The organism is Mycobacterium sp. 1274761.0 (assembly GCF_001668615.1).
In the GTDB taxonomy this organism is placed as follows: domain Bacteria; phylum Actinomycetota; class Actinomycetes; order Mycobacteriales; family Mycobacteriaceae; genus Mycobacterium.
Window position 1 is genome coordinate 88,598 of sequence record NZ_LZMC01000111.1, and the last position, 17,835, is coordinate 106,432.

The 17,835-nt window shown below is 65.3% G+C and carries 19 protein-coding genes; 5 read left to right on the forward strand and 14 right to left on the reverse strand.

Annotation, left to right across the window (positions count from 1 at the left end; all coding sequences use genetic code 11):
* Positions 1–21: 21 nt before the first annotated feature.
* From mftD to mftA, 4 genes are read right to left on the reverse strand one after another with little or no spacing between them, the layout of a single operon-like run.
* Positions 22–1,215: a pre-mycofactocin synthase MftD gene (gene mftD, locus A5651_RS23610; protein WP_066986914.1), complete on the reverse strand. Its 1,194-nt coding sequence runs from the start codon at positions 1,213–1,215 to the stop codon at positions 22–24.
* A gap of 4 nt (positions 1,216–1,219) precedes the next feature.
* A complete protein-coding gene (gene mftC / locus A5651_RS23615) occupies positions 1,220–2,410 on the reverse strand; it encodes a mycofactocin radical SAM maturase (protein ID WP_066986917.1) in 1,191 nt (396 codons plus the stop codon).
* Positions 2,407–2,691: a mycofactocin biosynthesis chaperone MftB gene (mftB, locus tag A5651_RS23620; RefSeq protein WP_066986920.1), complete on the reverse strand. Its 285-nt coding sequence runs from the start codon at positions 2,689–2,691 to the stop codon at positions 2,407–2,409. The genes mftC and mftB overlap by 4 nt, the downstream gene beginning before the upstream one ends.
* Positions 2,692–2,701: 10 nt before the next feature.
* A complete protein-coding gene (gene mftA, locus A5651_RS25100; protein ID WP_067073445.1) occupies positions 2,702–2,797 on the reverse strand; it encodes a mycofactocin precursor MftA in 96 nt (31 codons plus the stop codon).
* Positions 2,798–2,887: 90 nt separating this feature from the next.
* Between mftA and mftR the strand changes: the two genes are divergently transcribed.
* The 3 genes from mftR to A5651_RS23640 all read left to right on the forward strand — a co-directional run bounded on the left by mftR (position 2,888) and on the right by A5651_RS23640 (position 5,371).
* Positions 2,888–3,487: a mycofactocin system transcriptional regulator gene (gene mftR / locus A5651_RS23630; RefSeq protein ID WP_066986923.1), complete on the forward strand. Its 600-nt coding sequence runs from the start codon at positions 2,888–2,890 to the stop codon at positions 3,485–3,487.
* Positions 3,488–3,554: 67 nt separating this feature from the next.
* Positions 3,555–4,079 (forward strand): RNA polymerase sigma factor, encoded by a 525-nt coding sequence (locus tag A5651_RS23635; RefSeq protein WP_066986926.1) that lies wholly within the window; start codon positions 3,555–3,557, stop codon positions 4,077–4,079.
* Positions 4,076–5,371 carry a VOC family protein gene (locus A5651_RS23640; protein WP_066986929.1) on the forward strand — a complete coding sequence of 432 codons (1,296 nt, stop codon included), beginning with the start codon at positions 4,076–4,078 and terminating at the stop codon, positions 5,369–5,371. Before A5651_RS23635 ends, A5651_RS23640 begins: the two co-directional genes overlap by 4 nt.
* 57 nt (positions 5,372–5,428) lie before the next feature.
* On the opposite strand, the gene A5651_RS23645 is transcribed toward A5651_RS23640, so the two are convergent.
* Both A5651_RS23645 and A5651_RS23650 read right to left on the reverse strand, forming a co-directional pair.
* Positions 5,429–6,649 (reverse strand): NAD(P)/FAD-dependent oxidoreductase, encoded by a 1,221-nt coding sequence (locus A5651_RS23645; protein ID WP_369803995.1) that lies wholly within the window; start codon positions 6,647–6,649, stop codon positions 5,429–5,431.
* 12 nt (positions 6,650–6,661) lie between these two features.
* On the reverse strand, positions 6,662–7,108 hold the full coding sequence (locus A5651_RS23650) for an Lrp/AsnC family transcriptional regulator (protein ID WP_066986935.1): 447 nt from the start codon (positions 7,106–7,108) through the stop codon (positions 6,662–6,664).
* A gap of 113 nt (positions 7,109–7,221) precedes the next feature.
* On the opposite strand from A5651_RS23650, the gene rocD reads away from it, so the two are divergent.
* Positions 7,222–8,478, forward strand: a complete 1,257-nt coding sequence (gene rocD / locus A5651_RS23655) for an ornithine--oxo-acid transaminase (protein ID WP_066987034.1) — start codon at positions 7,222–7,224, stop codon at positions 8,476–8,478.
* Here the strand turns inward: rocD and A5651_RS23660 are convergent.
* From A5651_RS23660 to A5651_RS23670, 3 genes are all read right to left on the reverse strand, one after another.
* Positions 8,475–9,329 (reverse strand): mycofactocin-coupled SDR family oxidoreductase, encoded by an 855-nt coding sequence (locus A5651_RS23660; protein ID WP_197496742.1) that lies wholly within the window; start codon positions 9,327–9,329, stop codon positions 8,475–8,477. The genes rocD and A5651_RS23660 overlap by 4 nt on opposite strands.
* A 78-nt stretch (positions 9,330–9,407) precedes the next feature.
* Complete coding sequence (locus A5651_RS23665; protein WP_066986938.1) at positions 9,408–10,247, reverse strand: SHOCT domain-containing protein; 840 nt, start codon at positions 10,245–10,247, stop codon at positions 9,408–9,410.
* Between the two features lie 68 nt (positions 10,248–10,315).
* The gene (locus A5651_RS23670; RefSeq protein ID WP_066986941.1) at positions 10,316–11,158 is read right to left on the reverse strand and encodes a cutinase family protein; all 843 of its coding nucleotides are present in this window, start codon (positions 11,156–11,158) and stop codon (positions 10,316–10,318) included.
* Between the two features lie 250 nt (positions 11,159–11,408).
* Between A5651_RS23670 and A5651_RS23675 the strand changes: the two genes are divergently transcribed.
* On the forward strand, positions 11,409–12,413 hold the full coding sequence (locus A5651_RS23675; protein ID WP_066987039.1) for an alcohol dehydrogenase: 1,005 nt from the start codon (positions 11,409–11,411) through the stop codon (positions 12,411–12,413).
* Positions 12,414–12,496: 83 nt separating this feature from the next.
* On the opposite strand, the gene tuf is transcribed toward A5651_RS23675, so the two are convergent.
* The 5 genes from tuf to A5651_RS23700 form a co-directional block, all read right to left on the reverse strand.
* Complete coding sequence (gene tuf, locus A5651_RS23680; RefSeq protein ID WP_066986944.1) at positions 12,497–13,687, reverse strand: elongation factor Tu; 1,191 nt, start codon at positions 13,685–13,687, stop codon at positions 12,497–12,499.
* A gap of 170 nt (positions 13,688–13,857) precedes the next feature.
* Positions 13,858–15,963 carry an elongation factor G gene (fusA, locus tag A5651_RS23685; RefSeq protein WP_066986947.1) on the reverse strand — a complete coding sequence of 702 codons (2,106 nt, stop codon included), beginning with the start codon at positions 15,961–15,963 and terminating at the stop codon, positions 13,858–13,860.
* Positions 15,964–16,062: 99 nt separating this feature from the next.
* On the reverse strand, positions 16,063–16,533 hold the full coding sequence (gene rpsG / locus A5651_RS23690) for a 30S ribosomal protein S7 (RefSeq protein WP_066986953.1): 471 nt from the start codon (positions 16,531–16,533) through the stop codon (positions 16,063–16,065).
* A complete protein-coding gene (gene rpsL / locus A5651_RS23695) occupies positions 16,533–16,907 on the reverse strand; it encodes a 30S ribosomal protein S12 (protein ID WP_007167812.1) in 375 nt (124 codons plus the stop codon). Before rpsL ends, rpsG begins: the two co-directional genes overlap by 1 nt.
* A gap of 277 nt (positions 16,908–17,184) precedes the next feature.
* Complete coding sequence (locus tag A5651_RS23700; protein ID WP_066986957.1) at positions 17,185–17,805, reverse strand: TetR/AcrR family transcriptional regulator; 621 nt, start codon at positions 17,803–17,805, stop codon at positions 17,185–17,187.
* Between the last annotated feature and the right edge of the window lie 30 nt (positions 17,806–17,835).

The following is a 17,835-nucleotide window of genomic DNA, read 5'->3' on the forward strand; positions in this document are numbered from 1 at the left end:
GCTGGTAGCGGAGGTGGTGCCTCAGGCTTCGGCGTCAGGCGGTATACCGAGCGCCCGGATGAAGCCCGGCGGCACGACGACGTCGTTGGCGACGAGATCGTGCACCGACGCGCGGCCGAGGCCCATCATCGACGAGTCGATACCGCCTCGGAGAATGTCGAGGACGTTCTCGACGCCCGCCTGCCCCTCGGCCGCCAGCCCCCAGAGGTAGGCCCGGCCGATCATGACGGCCCGGGCGCCGAGGGCCAACGCCTTGACGACGTCGCTTCCGCGGCGGACGCCGCCGTCGAGCAGCACCTCGACCTCGTGCCCCACGGCCTCGGCGATGGGGGTCAGTGCCCGGATCGCCGCCGGCGTGCCGTCCAGGTTGTTGCCGCCGTGGTTGGACACCGAAATGGCCGAAACACCAGCGTCCACAGCACGTTTCGCGTCGTCGATGCGCATCACGCCCTTGAGCATGAACGGGCCGCCCCAGAGTTCACGCAGCCAGGCGATGTCCTCCCAGGTGGGCGGCGGCGTGGCCATCCACTGGCCGTAGGCGGCGAAGAACGGCGGGCCGGGTTCCCCTAGAGAGGCCTGGTTGGGCACCCGCAGATCCGGCGGGCGCATGGTCTTGGCCCATTGCAGCAGCCACCGCGGCCGGGTCAGGCCCTCCGGAAGCATCCGCACCGTGGTGCGCAGGTCCATGTGCTCGGGGATCTTCGGGCTGCCCCAGTCGCGGCCGTGCGCGAAGCTCCAGTCCGTCGTGGCGATCAGGCCGACCGCACCGGCGGCTCTGGCCCGCTCCACCCGCGCGGCGATGGCGTCGCGGTCACCCAACCAGTAGATCTGGAAGAACGTCTTGGGGTTGGCGGCGACGACGTCCTCGATCGGCTTGCTTGCGAACGACGACAGACCCATGGCCGTCCCTCGCGCGGCAGCGGCGAGGGCTACGGCGATCTCGCCGTCAGGATGGACGGCCTGAACCCCCGTCGGGGATATCACCACGGGCAGCGAAATATCTTGGCCCATAACCGTTGTCGCAAGATCACGCTTCTCGATGGCACCGATTACGTGCGGCGCGAATCCGAGCTCGCCGAACGCGTCGACGTTGTCGGCGACCGTGATGCCCTTCTCACTGGCCGCGAGCAGCGCGCTGTAGACCGACTTGGGCAGCCGCTTTTTCGCCCGTTGCTGGGCGAATGCCACGGTCTCGAACCATTTGTCTCGTGCCATGGGTTTAGACCGGGCTTTCGTTGCACAGCCGAGCAGGTGGCTTGGTCAGGAGTTTCAGCGGGACCGGCCCTTGCTTGGTGCCGCGGGAATGGTCGCCGCTGGGCTTGGGCTTGACCCTGTCCTGCTCTAGAGCCGGGACACCGTATCCCTCAACGCATTCCGGATCCGGACCGTCGAGGGGCAGACCGGTGAAGAACTTGGCGGCCATGCAGCCACCGCGGCAGCTGTCGAAGTGGCCGCAGCTTCCGCACGCGCCGGCAGACTGCGGTTCGCGCAGTTCCCGGAACAGGGGCGCGTTCTTCCAGACATTGTGAAATCCGTCGTCGGACAGGATGTTTCCGGCCAGGAATCGGTCGTGGATGGCGAAGGGGCACGCGTAGACATCGCCGACCGGATCGATGAGACAGACCACGCGGCCCGCCCCGCACAGGTTGAGGCCGGCAAGCGCGCCGGGGGCACCGAGGCCCGACAGGTGGAAGAACGAGTCGCCTGTCAACACGCGGTCGCCGCGCTCGACCAGCCAGTCGTAGAGCTGCACCTGCTGCTCGGGGGTGGGGTGCAGCTCGTCCCAGACGTCCGCGCCCCGGCCCGACGGGCGAAGCCGCGTGATTCGCAGTGTGGCGCCGTAATGTGCTGCCAGGTCGGCGAATTCGTTTAGCTGGTCGACATTGTGACGGGTGACCACGACCGAGATCTTGGCGTCTTTGAAGCCCGCCGCCGCGAGGTTCTCCAGCGCCCGCACTGCCATCGCAAAAGAGCCTTCTCCGCGCACGGCGTCGTTTACCTCAGCCGTCGCCCCGTCCAGCGAGATCTGCACATCGACGTAGTCACTGGCCGCCAGCCGGGCCGCCACCTCAGGGGTGATGCGTACCCCGTTGGTGGAGAACTTCACACCGACGTGGTGGGCGGTGGCGTAATCGACCAGTTCCCAATAATCCGGGCGCACAGTCGGTTCGCCGCCGCCGATGTTGACGTAGAACACCTGCATGCGCTCGAGCTCGTCGATGATGTCCTTGCACTGCTCGGTCGACAGCTCACGCGGATCCCGCTTGCCCGACGAGGACAGACAGTGCACGCACGCCAGGTTGCAGGCGTAGGTCAGTTCCCAGGTCAGGCAGATCGGCGCGTCGAGCCCACGCTCGAACTGCTCGACCAGCCGCGGCACCGGCGCGGGCGCCGAATCGGTAACCGTCATGAGTTGTCTCCCGCCACAAGCATCTTCGAGTCGGCCAGCACGCCTAGTGCGTGCAAGTAAGGCCCCTGCTGCGCGTCCTCGACCCCGGCCGCGCGACACGCCGATCGGACGTCGGGGTGATCACCGAGCGAGTTGATCACCTCGACGATCGTCCGGTTCTTCAGGAACGACAGCTTGCGCGTTCCGAAGTGGTACAGCAGCGCACCAAACGGCTCGGGCCGCACCGCCACCTGGTGGTGCAGCCGCCAGCTCACGTCCGGGTCGAATGACACGGTGGACATCTGTGCGGCCTCAGTAGACGCCGCACATCCCGTCGATCGACACCTCTTCGACCAGCGTCTCGGTGACGAGCTCGGCGTCGGTTTCCACCTGCTGATTGGGCTCCATGTCTGCGGCCTTCCTCTGTTGGGTATCGACAATTGTGATCGAGATCGCAATAATATGGCATCGAGTGCCAGAATGGAAGAGCGGGTGGTGATGCGGCCGGGTTCCGAGCATCGGGTGGGCAGGCGGCGGTCGACGACGACCGACCACCTGAGCAACGTCGCCATCGATCTCTTCTCGATCCGCGGCTTCGACGAGGTGAGCGTCGACGACGTCGCCCACGCCGCGGGCATCGCCCGCCGCACCCTGTTCCGCTACTACCCCTCCAAGAACGCCCTGCCCTGGGGTGATTTCGACGCCCACCTCGAGCGCATGCGTGATCAATTGGCCGGCCTCGATCCGAGTGTCCCGATTCGGCAGGCGCTGCGCACCGCACTGCTGGCGTTCAACACCTTCGACGACGCCGAAACGGCCCGACATCGGCGGCGCATGCGCGTCATTTTGGAAACCGCTGAGCTGCAGGCCTATTCGATGACCATGTATGCCGGCTGGCGCGCGGTGGTGGCCGCCTTCGTGGCGCAACGCCTCGGCACGAAACCCGACGAGCTCATTCCGCAGACAGTGGCCTGGACCATGCTCGCGGTCGCGCTGTCGGCCTACGAGCACTGGCTGGCCGACGAATCGGCGACGCTGGTGGAGGCGCTGGGCGACGCGTTCGACTTGGTCAGCGACGGGCTGGGTGCCCTGGACTGACACGTCGGGCCAAAAATCTCGGCTCCAGGGCGTCGGAGTTCGGCCGTTCGGGCGCGACGATAGGGATGTGAGCGTCGAACCGGACCCGCCCGATGGCCCTCGGGCGCTGCTGGCGCTATACGACGAGGCGCTGCCCACGGTGTACGGGTACTTCGTCCGACGCTGCGGCGACCGCGGTACCGCCGAAGACCTGACGTCGGAGACGTTTCTGGCGGCGATGGACGCCGCCAGGAAGCCCGATCCACCCCAGATCACGGTGGCGTGGCTGATCGGCGTGGCACGGCACAAGCTCGCCGACCATTACCGTCGCCGCGCCGCCCGGTTCACCGTCACCGTGCCTGATCTCCCGGAGCCGGCCGACCCGGCCGACGAATGGGATGCCGAACTCGACCGGATCGTCGCCGAGAGCGTGTTGGCCCAATTGCCCGAACAGCACCGCACGGTGCTGGCCTTGCGCTACATGGACGACCGCAGCGTCGGTGAATGCGCTGAGCTGATCGGTCGCACCGTGCACGCCACCGAAGCCCTGTTGGTACGAGCCCGCCGTGCCTTCAGATCCCATTACCCGCAGCCGGAAGGAGGGACGCCGTGAACAACAACCGCGATCCGTTGAGCGTGCTGCATGGCGACGAACTTCCGGTTTCACCCGATCCGGCGTTCGCGGCCCGGCTGCGCGCGCGCCTGGAATCGGCCGCGAATTTGTCTGCAGCGCAGCCGAGTCGAACAAAGGGAGTAGAAATGAGTGGAACCGATGCCGCCATCGCCGAGCTGAACGAGCCCCCCGTCGAGACTCCGGCGCCGCCGCGTTCGGCTGCCTTGCCGTATCTCGCCGTCGCCAATGCCCGCGAGGCGATCGCCTGGTACACCGAGGCATTCGGTGCATCGCTGGTCGGCCAGATGTATGAGATGGACGACGGCCGCATCGGGCATGCCGAGCTACAGATCGGCGATGGTGTGCTGTACCTTGCCGACGCGTATCCCGAGCTGGGGCTGAAAGCCCCTGACCCGCAAGCGACTTCGATCAGCCTCATGCTGCCCGTCGCCGACACCGACCAGACGCTGGAGCGGGCCCGCGAGCGCGGTGCGGTCGTGCAGCGCGAACCCTACGAGAACTACGGCGCCCGCAGTGCCACCATCATCGACCCGTTCGGGCACCGGTGGATGCTCAGCGGGCCGGTGACAGGTGCGCCGATCCAGATCCAGCACGGCGACGTCGGCTATGTATCGGTGTGGACGCCGGAGGCCGAACGTGCCGCGGCGTTCTATAGCCATGTCCTCGGGTGGATTTACGACCCGCAGACCCACCAGGTGACCAACACCAGGCAGCGCATCGGCATCTACAGCGTGCCCGGCCCACCGACGTTGTTCTGCTGCTACGCGGTGGACGATCTCGACGGCGCCAGGCAGGCCATCGTCGACGGTGGCGGCACCGTCGACAAGCTCGAGGAATTCGACTTCGGCACGCTCAGCGGCGCCACCGACCCGGAGGGTGCCTCGTTCGGTGTCTACCGGCCGAACCCCGGCCAACCACGCCCTGCGATCAATGGCACTGGGCCGGGTGAACTTTCGTATATCACCTACGAGGTGGCTGACTCTGCAGCGTTCAAGGCGTTCTACAGCCGCGTGTTGTTCTGGACTTTCCAGCCTGGCCGCATCGTCGACGGCTGGCAGGTGGACCAGACCCACCCGATGGCGGGGCTGGCCGGCGGCAGCGCGCAACGGGTGACGGTGCCGATGTGGACCGTCGATGACATCGACGCGGCGGCGGCCCGGGTCCGCGAGGCCGGCGGCACCGTCATCGACGAACCGTCGCAGCAGCCCTACGGCAAGTCCGCCCAGTGCGCCGACGACCAGGGCAGCCGCTTCTACCTAGGCGAGCACTGACATGGCGATTTCGGCGTGATTTCCCGCGCTTGCCGCGTGTTATCACGCCGAAAACGCTCAGGACGGGAGGACGTCGGCGATAGGGGCGCCATTGGCGATCTTGGTCCGCACCTTCATCACCTTGCCCGGCATGCCGCCGCCGACGACGCCGGCGACCACGCCGTCGCGCTCGTAGAACGCCAGGAATTTACGGCCGTCGTCCTCCACGATGTGCACGGTGTCATCGGCCTGCGGTTCGCCCAGGCACTGGATCTTGACGTCGTACTGGTCGCTCCAGAAATAGGGCACCGTGACTGTCGCAGGGATCTCCTTGCCCAGCAGCGCTGGCACCAGCACCCGTGCCTGGTCGGCGACGTTGCTCCAATGTTCAACGCGGACTTGATGTCCCACCGGATGAAGCCAGGACGCGACGTCACCGATCGCCCACACGTGCGGGGCCGACGTGCGCCCGACGTCGTCGCAGACCACGCCGTTGTCCACAGCGATGCCACTGCCGTCGAGCCAGTCGGTGGCGGGCCTGGAACCGATGCCGACCACCACCAGATCAGCGTCGAGCTCGCTGCCGTCGGACAGCACGACCTTTTCGACGTGCTCGGTGCCGCGCACCTCGTCGACCCCGATACCGCAGCGCACGTCGACACCTTCGGCCTGATGCAACCGGGTGACCAGCGCGCCGATCTGCTCGCCGAGCACCGACGCCAGCGGTGTCGGCTGCGGTTCCACCAAAACGACGTTCACACCCATGCCGCGCAGGCTTGCGGCCACCTCGCAGCCGATGAAGCCTGCACCGACCACCACGGCGTTGCGGGCGGAACCCGCCTGCTCCCGTAGCGCGATGCTCTCCTCCAGCGAGCGAAGCACCTGGATGCCCTCCAGCTGAGGGAACGACGGAATGGTCTTGGGGACAAGGCCCGTCGCGATGATCAGCTCGTCGTATGCCAACTCGCTGCCGTCGGCCAGCGTCACTGTCTGGGCTGCGGGATCCACCGAGCGCGCCCCGTTGCCGAGTCGCACACTGATGTCGTTTTCTTCGTAGAACTCCGCGGGCTTGAGCGTGACGTCGTCGACCTCAGCGCGCAGCACTTCCTTTGACAGCGGTGGACGGTCGTAGGGCAGATGGTCCTCATCGCTGACGATGGTGATGGCGCCGCCATACTCCGATCGCCGCAGTTGTTCAGCGGTCCGGGCGGCGGCCAGCCCGCCTCCGACGATGACAAGGCCGGCAGATGTGGTCACGTGGGGTTTTCTACACGATCGCCGCGAGCAAATGTGCGCCACCCTGCCGTTCGGCTACCCCCGCATTCGGTCGATGACGTTGGTGAGCACCACGATGCTCTCGCTGCGTTCCACGTCAGCCGCCGAGCGGATCCGTTCCAGCGCCTGTTCGAGGTGGCGCATATCGCGGGCGAGCACGTGCAGGATCGCGTCGGCGGTGCCGGTGACGGTCGCGGCGCTGACCACCTCCGGAATGTTGATCCACGCCTTTCGCAGCTCGTCAGGAGAGATAGTCCCGTGGCGGAACACCTGGACATACGCTTCGGTGTTCCAGCCCAACGCATTTCGATCGACGACGGTGGTGAAACCGCGGATCACCCCGCTGTCGAGCATGCGGTCTACCCGCCGCTTCACGGCGGGGGCGGACAGGTTCACCCGCTGTCCGATCTCGGCGTACGTCGCGCGCGCATCCTCGGCCAGCTCCGTCAGGATGAGCTCGTCGGTGTGATCCAGCCGTTCCATACCCGCCTCTACGCAATAAATCATCGCTACGGTTAGTTTCGCACAACAGACCATTGGTAGACACGCAACAATCGGCGATTGCTTGCGGAAATGGCCACTAATATCGTTTGATCATGACGATTTCGGAGGTCGCGTCGGGTGATGTGGCGACGCCAACCATCGAGGCGATCGCCCTCGACGAGCGCTACGTCGCCCACAACTACTGCCCGCTTCCCGTGGTCGCGGCCAGTGCCGAGGGCGTTTGGATCACCGACATCGAAGGCCGTCGATACCTGGACTGCCTGGCTGCCTATTCGGCCGTCAACTTTGGGCACCGCCATCCCGAGATCATCGCCACCGCGCACGCCCAACTCGACACTGTGACGCTGGTCAGCCGGGCCTTTCACGCCGACCGGCTCGGGCCGTTCTGCCGGTCGCTGGCCGAACTGTGCGGCAAGGACATGGTGTTACCGATGAACAGCGGCGCTGAGGCTGTCGAGAGCGGCATCAAAGTGGCCCGCAAATGGGGCACCGATGTGAAGGGTGTGCCCACAGGCCAGGGCAATATCATCGTGGCGCGCAACAACTTTCACGGCCGCACCACCACAATCATCAGTTTCTCCGACGACGACGCGGCCCGGCGCGGCTTCGGGCCCTATACGCCAGGATTCCGCTCGGTCCCCTTCGGACCCGACGATCCCCACGCCGAGGCGTTGGCCGCGGCGATCGACGATCACACCGTCGCCGTGCTGGTCGAGCCCATTCAGGGCGAGGCAGGCATCATCGTCCCGCCCGAGGACTATCTCCGTCGCGTGCGCGCGGTGTGCACCGAACGCAACGTCCTGATGATCGCCGACGAGATCCAGTCCGGCCTCGCACGCACGGGCCGCACCTTCGCCTGCGACCACTGGGGCGTCGTACCCGACATCTACCTGCTCGGCAAGGCCCTCGGCGGTGGCGTCGTCCCGGTGTCGGCAGTGGTGGCCGATAGCAACATCCTCGCAGTACTGCATCCCGGGGAGCACGGCTCCACATTCGGTGGCAATCCGCTGGCGGCCGCGATCGGAACGACAGTCGTCGGCATGCTGCGCCGGGGTGAATTCCAAGCCCGCGCAACCACGCTCGGCGAGCGCCTGCACCGGCGGTTGCGCGCCCTGATCGGCTCCGGCGTCGTCGCTGTGCGGGGGCTCGGGTTGTGGGCGGGCGTCGACATCGACCCCCCGCTCGGAACGGGGAAACAGATCAGCATGCGTCTCGCCGAGCGGGGCGTGCTGGTGAAGGAAACACACGGCTCAACGCTGCGCTTCGCTCCCCCGCTGGTGATCACCGCAGAGGAGATCGACTGGGCGGTGGGGCAATTCGCTGGTGTGTTGGCGGAGTGCCGTCTCTAGTACTTAGCGGTTCCGCGGTCGACGGCGATCTGGCTGCCAGAGATCGTCGCCGAGCCGTCGCCGGCCAGCCACGCGACGACGTCTGAAACCTCTTCGGGCAGCATGAATTCCATCAGGCCCTTCTTGCCCTGATGGTTGACGGGCTGATACGGCATCGGCGAGAAGCTGTGCACGTAGTGGGGATACTTCGAGAAGAGCTCGATCATCGCGTCCTTCTCGACCATCGGCGTCTCGATCGAGTACGGATGAATGGAGTTCACGCGAATGCCGAATTCACCGAGTTCGATTGCCAGCGCGTTCGTCAACGCCACCAGGCCGTGTTTCGACGCCGAATAATGTCCGTTACCGGGGGTGGCCTTCAGGCCGGCCGATGAACTGACGATGACGATCGAGCCGCCGTTACCGGCCTCGATCATGGCCGGTACCGCTGCGCGGATCGTGCGCCAGGTGCCGTTGAGGTTGACGTCGATGACGGTGTCCCACTGCTCTTCTGACATCTCGTGTATCCGGCCCCAGCTCAGCACACCCGCATTGGCGACAATGATGTCGAGCCTGCCGAACTGCTCGATGCCGTCGGCCACGACCTTCTGCTGAGCGGCAAGGTCGCGGATGTCCACCTCGCGTGCCAGGACCTTGCGGCCGGTGGCTTCGACGGCCCTGACCGTCTCGGCGAATTCGTCGGAGCTGGCCGCCGGATAGGTGACGGTGTCGGACACCGGTCGACAGATGTCGATCGCGATGATGTCGGCCCCATCGTTGGCCAACCGAATCGCATGCGCCCGGCCCTGTCCGCGCGCGGCTCCGGTGATGAATGCCACCCGCCCTTCCAGAGGGCCGTCAGACGCCGCCACCACTGCTCCTTTCGTGGGCTGCGGACCAGGCTAACAGCCGAACTGGAACGTGTTCTAGGAACCTCGGCAGCGGAGGAACTACAGATCGGCGAGGATCTGCGCGCGTTTGGCGGTGTATTCCTCATCGGAGACGGCACCGGTCGCGCGCAACGTCTCCAGCTCCTGCAGTCGCTGCGATGTGGATGGCTCAGGCGGTGTAGGCGCGAATTGCTGCGGGGCACCCGGAGCCGAGCCCGAGGCGGGAGCCGCAGATGCCTGCGCAGCAGCGGCCCGTCGCACCACCGCCTGAACCTGTTGCCGCGCAGCGGGATTCGACCGCAGATCGATCATGTTGTTCATGCCTATCCCGTGCGCCTTGAGAATCTGCAGAATTTCCATCAGCGCAGCGGTCTGACCGCTGAGGTCGTAGGTCCTGTTGTCCTCGGAGATCGTGAACGTCGCAGGCACCAGCCCATTGATCAAAGCGCTGCGTTCCCAGTCGATCTGGTACTGCTGAGTAACGGGATCCACCAGCACCACGAGCTTGCGACTGGTGAGGTTGCCCAGCCTTGTCACGCTCGCGATGACCCTGTCCTGCGATTCAAAGGGTGTGATGCCCGGTCCCTCGATGCGCAGTTGCAGTTTCACCAGCGGTTGGTCGTTGATGCGGGTACCGGTTTCACCCATGCCGGTGATCTGGGCGAGCGCCAGCACGCCGCTCTGTTCCAGGGCCGCTGTCTTGGCGGCCGACTTCGCCCCGTAATTGGCGAGCGCCAAGGCGGTGAGAACGTCGACGACAGTGACCAGTAATCCGACGTAGAACATCCACTTCAGAAGTGAGTCCTGGCCGGTGGCGAAATAGACCACCAAGAAAATCGGGCCGACGAGGCCGCCGCACAACAGAACCATCAACTGGGCTTTGATATACCGCCACAACATGTGCCACGCTCCTCGCTTGACGCGGTTTGCGTGTCAGATTAGCGCCAAGAGGCGCATTATGAGCCGAGTTACGTACGCGTGGTCGGGCCGTTGGGAGCCTGAGGTGTCTGCGTCGCGGGCGAGGACGATCCGAGCAGTTGGTGAACCATCCATGTCCACATCTGGCCGTTGCTGCCGTTGACCGTATAGCTTGTGTGGATCGCCACCGCGGTCGCCGAGACCTCGTCGGCGTCGGGGTCATAGTCGCAGACGGCGTCGCCGGCATCGCACACGCTGATGGTTCGCACGCCGACATTCGCGGGCAGTTTCGCAGGGGCGTGGGCCAGGATGGGCCAGTCCTGCGCGGCGCCGCCGGTCTTCTCCGGATCCTTCGACGCCGATCCGACGTTGACGGTGGTGTCGTTGGGAATGCGGTCACCGTCGGCGATCAGCAGTGACGCGGCGAGGTTGGGATCGGCGCCGATCGCGGCGAGATTGCGGTGCACGACCATCGCGCCCTGCGAGTAGCCGGCCAACACAACCTTGGTGGTGGGGCACTGCGCGGTAAAGGCCGCGTACTGCGCGCCCAGGGCGGTGGCTCCGGCATCGACGCTGCCCATGTAGTCGAGCCAGTCGCCGACGCCGGCGTCGGCGGGCACATCCTTGGCGGGGTACTCGACGGCTTCGGCGGTGATGGTGCGACCCTCTTGCGTCAGCTGCTGCTGGAGAGCCTGATACGACTGGTAGACGATCTTTCCCATGCCGCCGCTGGCGGTGGCCTCGTAGCCGTCGCGCTCGCCGGAGCCTGCGGCACCCATCCAATGGACGTCGGGGCAGCCCGGGGCCGCGTTCGCGGTACCGGCCGTCAAGCTGACAAAAGCACTTCCGGCCACAGCGACCGCACACGCGGCCGCACTCGTCCGACGAAACATGAAACCCCCAACCCGACCTGCAGAAACACGATATACGCAAGAGATATCGCCACATAGTTCTCACGCGTTACAGATCCATCAAGATCGCGGTGACGCGCAGGTTTGCGATTCCTCAGGTCCGAATACGCGAGCAAGGGCTGACGTTGACGCGGCCAGGTGGAGCGCCACCCGCTTGTTCGGCGTGGGCCTACCTGCGCCGCTCATCTCTGGAGTTGCCAATGACCGGAGTAATCTCCCCGACGTGGCCACGATGAAGATCGCCCGCGTTCCCGCGGCGAATGAGAAATTCGAACTGACCGAAGTCGACATTCCCGAACCAAGCCCCGGACACGTCCGCGTCAAAGTCCACGCCTGCGGCGTCTGCCACTCCGACTCGCTCACGATCGCCGGCGCGCTGGGCAATTCATTCCCGCGCGCACCGGGACACGAAATCGCCGGTGTCGTCGACGCCGTCGGCGAGGGCGTCGCCACCTGGAATACCGGAGATCGCGTCGGCGTCGGCTGGTTCGGCGGGTGCGACTTCACGTGCGAGCCTTGTCGCAGAGGCGATTTCATCTCCTGCGAGAACGGCCAGATTCCCGGCATCGCGTACGACGGCGGCTACGCCGAGTACATGATCGCGCCGGCCGAGGCTCTGGCCCGAATCCCTGATGATTTGTCCGACGTCGACGCCGCGCCGCTGCTGTGCGCCGGCATCACGACGTTCAATGCGCTTCGGGAATCCGTCGCTCGCCCGGGCGACCGCGTTGCGGTCCTGGGCGTAGGCGGATTGGGACATCTGGGAATCCAGTTCGCCGCGAAGATGGGCCTTGAAGTGATAGCGATCGCACGGGGCACCGACAAGGAGCCGCTGGCCAAAGAGCTTGGCGCACACCACTACATCGACTCCACAGCGTTCAACGTCGCCGAGGAGTTGAACAGGCTCGGCGGTGTCCAGGTGGTCCTGGCGACGGTCACCGTCGCAGACGCGATGACGGCTACGCTCGAGGGACTCAAGGCACGCGGTCAGCTCGTCGTCGTTGGCGCGCCGCATGATCCACTTCAAGTGCCCGGCGCATCGATCATCTTCAAGTCGTCGTCGGTCCAGGGCCACGCGTCGGGCACCTCGCAGGATTCCGAAGATACCCTTCGCTTTTCGGCGCTGACCGGTGTCCGGCCGATGATCGAGACGGTCCCGCTGTCGGAAGCGCAGGCTGCCTACGACAAGATGATGAGTGGTGCCGCGCGCTTCCGGATGGTGCTGACGATGGTCTGAGGCCTCCCGCCGAATGCCCCCAATCGCAAAGTGGCGCCCACCCTTTCGGGTGAGCGCCACTTCGGCGTTTTGAGTTCAGATCATCACTTGATGATCTTGGTAACCCGGCCCGCGCCGACGGTGCGGCCGCCCTCACGAATCGCGAAGCGCAGACCCTCGTCCATGGCGACGGGCTGGATCAGCTTCACCGAGATGTCGGTGTTGTCACCGGGCATCACCATCTCGGTGCCCTCCGGCAGCGTCACCACACCGGTTACGTCGGTGGTGCGGAAGTAGAACTGCGGACGGTAGTTGTTGAAGAACGGCGTGTGCCGGCCGCCCTCATCCTTGCTCAGGATGTAGACCTGACCCTCGAACTCGGTGTGCGGGGTGGTGGTGCCGGGCTTGGTCACGACCTGACCGCGCTCGACGTCCTCACGCTTCACACCACGGATCAGCAGACCGACGTTGTCACCGGCCTGCCCCTGGTCGAGCAGCTTGCGGAACATCTCCACACCGGTGACGGTGGTCTTGGTGGTCTCCGGACGGATGCCGACGATCTCGACTTCCTCGTTTACGTTGATCACGCCACGCTCGACACGACCGGTAACCACGGTGCCGCGGCCGGTGATCGTGAAGACGTCCTCGACGGGCATCAGGAACGGCTTGTCGGTCTCGCGGACCGGGTCCGGGATCGACTCGTCGACCGCATCCATCAGCTCTTCGATGCTCTTGACCCACTTCTCGTCACCCTCGAGCGCCTTCAGCGCCGAGACGCGGATGACCGGGGCCTCCTCGTCGAACTCCTGGGCGGCCAGCAGCTCGCGGACCTCCATCTCGACGAGCTCGATGAGCTCCTCGTCGTCGACCGCGTCGGCCTTGTTCAGCGCCACCAGGATGTAGGGCACGCCCACCTGACGGGCCAGCAGCACGTGCTCGCGGGTCTGCGGCATCGGGCCGTCGGTCGCAGCGACCACCAGGATCGCGCCGTCCATCTGGGCGGCACCGGTAATCATGTTCTTGATGTAGTCAGCGTGACCGGGGGCGTCGACGTGCGCGTAGTGACGCTTCTCGGTCTGGTACTCCACGTGGGAGATGTTGATCGTGATACCACGCGCCTTCTCTTCAGGTGCGTTGTCGATCTGGTCGAAGGCCGACGCCTCGTTCAAGTCGGGGAACTTGTCGTGCAGAACCTTCGTGATAGCCGCAGTCAGCGTGGTCTTGCCGTGGTCAACGTGACCAATGGTCCCGATGTTGACGTGCGGCTTCGTCCGCTCGAACTTCGCCTTCGCCACTTCTGTGTCCTCCTGGACTGTGTTGGTGCTTGTTGTAAAGCAGGTTTGATCTTTGCAGTTGTTGTTCGCCGCGGCGGCGTCAGGTCAGACTTACTGACCCGTCGCCTTCGCGATGATCGATTGCTCGACTCCGGGCCAGCTCCGGGCCTCGGGCTGACGCCCTCGTGTCCTCACTGACCCGTCGCCTTCGCGATGATCTCCTTCGACACCTGCGCCGGAACTTCGGCGTAGCTGTCGAACACCATGGAGTAGTTTGCCCGGCCCTGGGTCTTCGACCGAAGGTCGCCGACGTAGCCGAACATCTCCGACAGCGGCACGTGCGCCTTGACGACGCGTGCACCGCTCCGCTCCTCCATGGCCTGGATCTGGCCACGGCGGGAGTTCAGGTCGCCGATCACATCGCCCATGTAATCCTCGGGCGTGGTGACCTCGACGGCCATGATCGGCTCCAGGATCACCGGCTGTGCTTGTCCCGCAGCCTTTTTCAGTGCCTGCGAACCGGCGATCTTGAATGCCATTTCCGATGAGTCGACGTCGTGGTACTGACCGTCGAGCAGAGTGACCTTCAGGTTCACCAGCGGGTAGCCGGCCAGCACGCCGTACTGCATGGCGTCCTGCGCGCCAGCATCCACCGACGGGATGTACTCGCGCGGGATGCGCCCACCGGTGACCTTGTTCTCGAACTCGTAGGTCGCACCGTCCTCGCCAGTGAACGGCTCGAGGTTGATGATGACCTTCGCGAACTGGCCGGAGCCACCCGTCTGCTTCTTATGGGTGTACTCGACGTTCTGCACTGCGCGGCGGATGGTCTCCTTGTAGGCCACCTGCGGCTTGCCGACGTTGGCCTCGACCTTGAATTCGCGGCGCATGCGGTCCACCAGGATGTCCAGGTGCAGCTCGCCCATGCCGCCGATGACGGTCTGGCCGGTCTCCTGATCCAGGTGCACCTTGAAGGTCGGATCCTCCTCGGCGAGCTTCTGGATCGACAGCGACAGCTTCTCCTGGTCGCTCTTGGTCTTGGGCTCGATCGCCACTTCGATCACCGGATCGGGGAAGGTCATCGACTCCAGCACGACCTGATCGTTCGGGTCGCTCAGGGTGTCGCCCGTGGTGGTGTCCTTCAACCCGATCACGGCGTAGATGTGTCCGGCCGAGGCGTACTCCACCGGGTTCTCCTTGTTGGAGTGCATCTGGAACAGCTTGCCCAGCCGCTCCTTCTTGCCCTTGGTGGCGTTGATGACCTGCGAACCCGAGTCGACCTTGCCCGAGTACACCCGGACATAGGTCAGCTTGCCGAAGAACGGATGCGTGGCGACCTTGAACGCCAGCGCCGAGAACGGCTCGTCGGTCGAGGGCTTGCGGATGATCTGCTCATCCTCTTTGCCCGGTGCGTGGCCGACGGCCGGCGGCACATCCAGCGGGGACGGCAGGTAGTCGATGACCGCGTCGAGCATGGGCTGCACGCCCTTGTTCTTGAACGCGCTGCCGCACAGCACCGGATACGCCTCCGAGGCGATCGTCAGCTTGCGGATCGCGCTCTTGATCTCCTCGACGGTGAGCTCCTCGCCGCCGAGGTACTTCTCCAGCAGCGCCTCGTCGGTCTCCGCGACGGCCTCGAGCAGCTGGGTGCGGTACTCGTCGGCCTTCTCCTGCAGGTCGGCCGGGATGTCGACGACGTCATACTTCTCACCGAGCTTGGCCTCGGCGCTCCACACCTTGGCCTTCATCTCGACGAGGTCGACCACACCTTCGAAATCGCTCTCCGCGCCGATGGGCAGCTGGACCGGGATCACGTTCGCACCCAGGCGCTCCTCCATCGTCTTCACGGAGAAGTAGAAGTCGGCGCCGATCTTGTCCATCTTGTTGACGAAGCAGATGCGCGGCACGTCGTACTTGTCGGCCTGCCGCCAGACCTGCTCGGACTGCGGCTCCACGCCCTCCTTGCCGTCGAACACGGCAACGGCACCGTCGAGCACGCGCAGGCTGCGCTCCACCTCGACGGTGAAGTCGACATGGCCAGGGGTGTCGATCAGGTTGATCTGATGGTCTTTCCAAAACGTAGTGGTAGCAGCCGAGGTGATGGTGATACCCCGTTCCTGCTCCTGCTCCATCCAGTCCATCGTGGCGGCACCGTCGTGCACCTCACCGATCTTGTAGCTGATGCCGGTGTAGTACAGGATGCGCTCGGTGGTCGTGGTCTTGCCGGCATCGATGTGCGCCATGATGCCGATGTTGCGGACCTTGTTCAGGTCGGTAAGCACGTCCTTCTGTGCCACAGAAGTCTTCTCTTTCGCTCGTTAGTTGCTGTTGTTCAGTGCGCCCGGCGACGGTGCCGAAGGTCGCCGCTCAGCGGCTCCGCGCGCGAGGCGACTTACTCACCAGCGGTAGTGCGCGAAGGCCCGGTTCGCCTCGGCCATCTTGTGGGTGTCTTCACGCCGCTTGACGCTGGCACCCAGGCCGTTGCTGGCGTCGAGGATCTCGTTGGCCAGCCGCTCGACCATCGTCTTCTCCCGGCGCTGCCGCGAGAAGCTCACCAGCCAGCGCAGGGCCAGCGTGGTGGAACGATCGGCACGCACCTCGACCGGGACCTGATAGGTCGCACCGCCAACCCGGCGGCTGCGAACCTCGAGGGCCGGCTTGACGTTGTCGAGAGCGCGCTTGAGGGTGACGACCGGATCGGTGCCGGTCTTGTCCCGAGCCTGTTCGAGCGCACCATAAACAATGCGTTCGGCCAGCGATTTCTTCCCCTGCAGGAGAACCTTGTTGACCAGCTGGGTGACCAACTGCGATCCGTAGACCGGGTCGTTGACCAGCGGACGCTTGGGTGCGGGCCCCTTGCGCGGCATTAGCTCTTCTCCTTCTTGGCGCCGTATCGGCTGCGCGCCTGCTTGCGGTTCTTCACGCCCTGGGTGTCGAGCGAGCCGCGGATGATCTTGTAGCGGACACCGGGGAGGTCCTTCACACGACCGCCGCGAACCAGCACCATCGAGTGCTCCTGCAGGTTGTGTCCCTCACCCGGGATGTAAGCGGTGACCTCAACCTGGCTGGTGAGCTTGACGCGGGCCACCTTGCGAAGCGCCGAGTTCGGCTTCTTCGGGGTGGTGGTGTACACGCGGGTGCACACACCGCGCCGCTGCGGGCTGCCCTTGAGGGCCGCGGTCTTCACCTTGGCGATCTTGTCGCGGCGACCCTTGCGGACCAGCTGCTGGATGGTTGGCATCTACCGGCTTTCTCTCTTCTTGGTACTTCTAAGTCGTGCTGTCTCAAGTCTCTGTACTGCAGTTATGACCCGTTCGCTTACCCCGCGACCGGGTGTGTCGCACACGCCCGCACCGGGATTTTTGACGACCCATTTCGATGCTTGACGAACATGCGAATTGGCCCGGCGCGCGGCAACCGCCTACCTGCCAGGCACGGCGATCCACGATACCAGGGCAGAGCACCACGATCCAAACCCGTGACAGGGCGCCTAACCGCAGGTCAGCCGGTGCGGACGCTCAGCGCCTCTGCATGCCGGCCGCCAACCGCATGACCATGTCACTGAACACCGTATCGGTATCAACAATTCCGTTCATCACGCCGGTCATCTCCAGCAGCACGAAGCCGTGCAGCGCCGACCAGAACTCCAGGGCGGCGTGGAAGGCGTCCTCGCCGTCCAGCCCGTAAGAGGCCAGCACCGAGATGACCGGCGCCGCGGCGGCCCTGGTGGCTTCGGTGAACTCAGGGTCGTCACCGCCTAGCGGCATTCGGGTGAACGCCGAGTAGCGGCCCGGATGGTGGTGCGCATAGCTGCGGTACGCGCTGGCCATCGCCATCACCGCGTCGTCGCGGGTGCGGCCCTGCCCGACCGTGTTCAACATGTCGATGATGTCGCCGACCACCCGCATCCGCACCGTGCGGCGCAGGTCCTCCAGGCTGTCGACGTGGTTGTACAGCGACGGGCCCTTGGTGCCGAGCTGGGTGGCCAGCGCGTTGATCGTCAGCGCGTCCCAGCCGTCGCGGTCGAGGAAGGTCAGGGCCGCGTTGACGATGGAGTCCCGGCTCAGTTTCGCCGGTCGTCGACCGGGCGATTGGGGCGCCGGCGCCGCCTTGACGTCGCTGGCCTCGCGGGCTGCCATACCCGAAAAACTAACACCTCTAGTTTCCCG

Coding starts and splice junctions, on each gene's coding strand:
- mftD (WP_066986914.1), bottom strand. CDS start 1,215: ATGGCACGAGACAAATGGTTCGAGACCGTGGCATTCGCCCAGCAACGG.
- mftC (WP_066986917.1), bottom strand. CDS start 2,410: ATGACGGTTACCGATTCGGCGCCCGCGCCGGTGCCGCGGCTGGTCGAG.
- mftB (WP_066986920.1), bottom strand. CDS start 2,691: ATGTCCACCGTGTCATTCGACCCGGACGTGAGCTGGCGGCTGCACCAC.
- mftA (WP_067073445.1), bottom strand. CDS start 2,797: ATGGAGCCCAATCAGCAGGTGGAAACCGACGCCGAGCTCGTCACCGAG.
- mftR (WP_066986923.1), top strand. CDS start 2,888: ATGCGGCCGGGTTCCGAGCATCGGGTGGGCAGGCGGCGGTCGACGACG.
- A5651_RS23650 (WP_066986935.1), bottom strand. CDS start 7,108: ATGGAACGGCTGGATCACACCGACGAGCTCATCCTGACGGAGCTGGCC.
- rocD (WP_066987034.1), top strand. CDS start 7,222: ATGACGATTTCGGAGGTCGCGTCGGGTGATGTGGCGACGCCAACCATC.
- A5651_RS23665 (WP_066986938.1), bottom strand. CDS start 10,247: ATGTTGTGGCGGTATATCAAAGCCCAGTTGATGGTTCTGTTGTGCGGC.
- A5651_RS23670 (WP_066986941.1), bottom strand. CDS start 11,158: ATGTTTCGTCGGACGAGTGCGGCCGCGTGTGCGGTCGCTGTGGCCGGA.
- A5651_RS23675 (WP_066987039.1), top strand. CDS start 11,409: ATGAAGATCGCCCGCGTTCCCGCGGCGAATGAGAAATTCGAACTGACC.
- rpsG (WP_066986953.1), bottom strand. CDS start 16,533: ATGCCGCGCAAGGGGCCCGCACCCAAGCGTCCGCTGGTCAACGACCCG.
- rpsL (WP_007167812.1), bottom strand. CDS start 16,907: ATGCCAACCATCCAGCAGCTGGTCCGCAAGGGTCGCCGCGACAAGATC.
- A5651_RS23700 (WP_066986957.1), bottom strand. CDS start 17,805: ATGGCAGCCCGCGAGGCCAGCGACGTCAAGGCGGCGCCGGCGCCCCAA.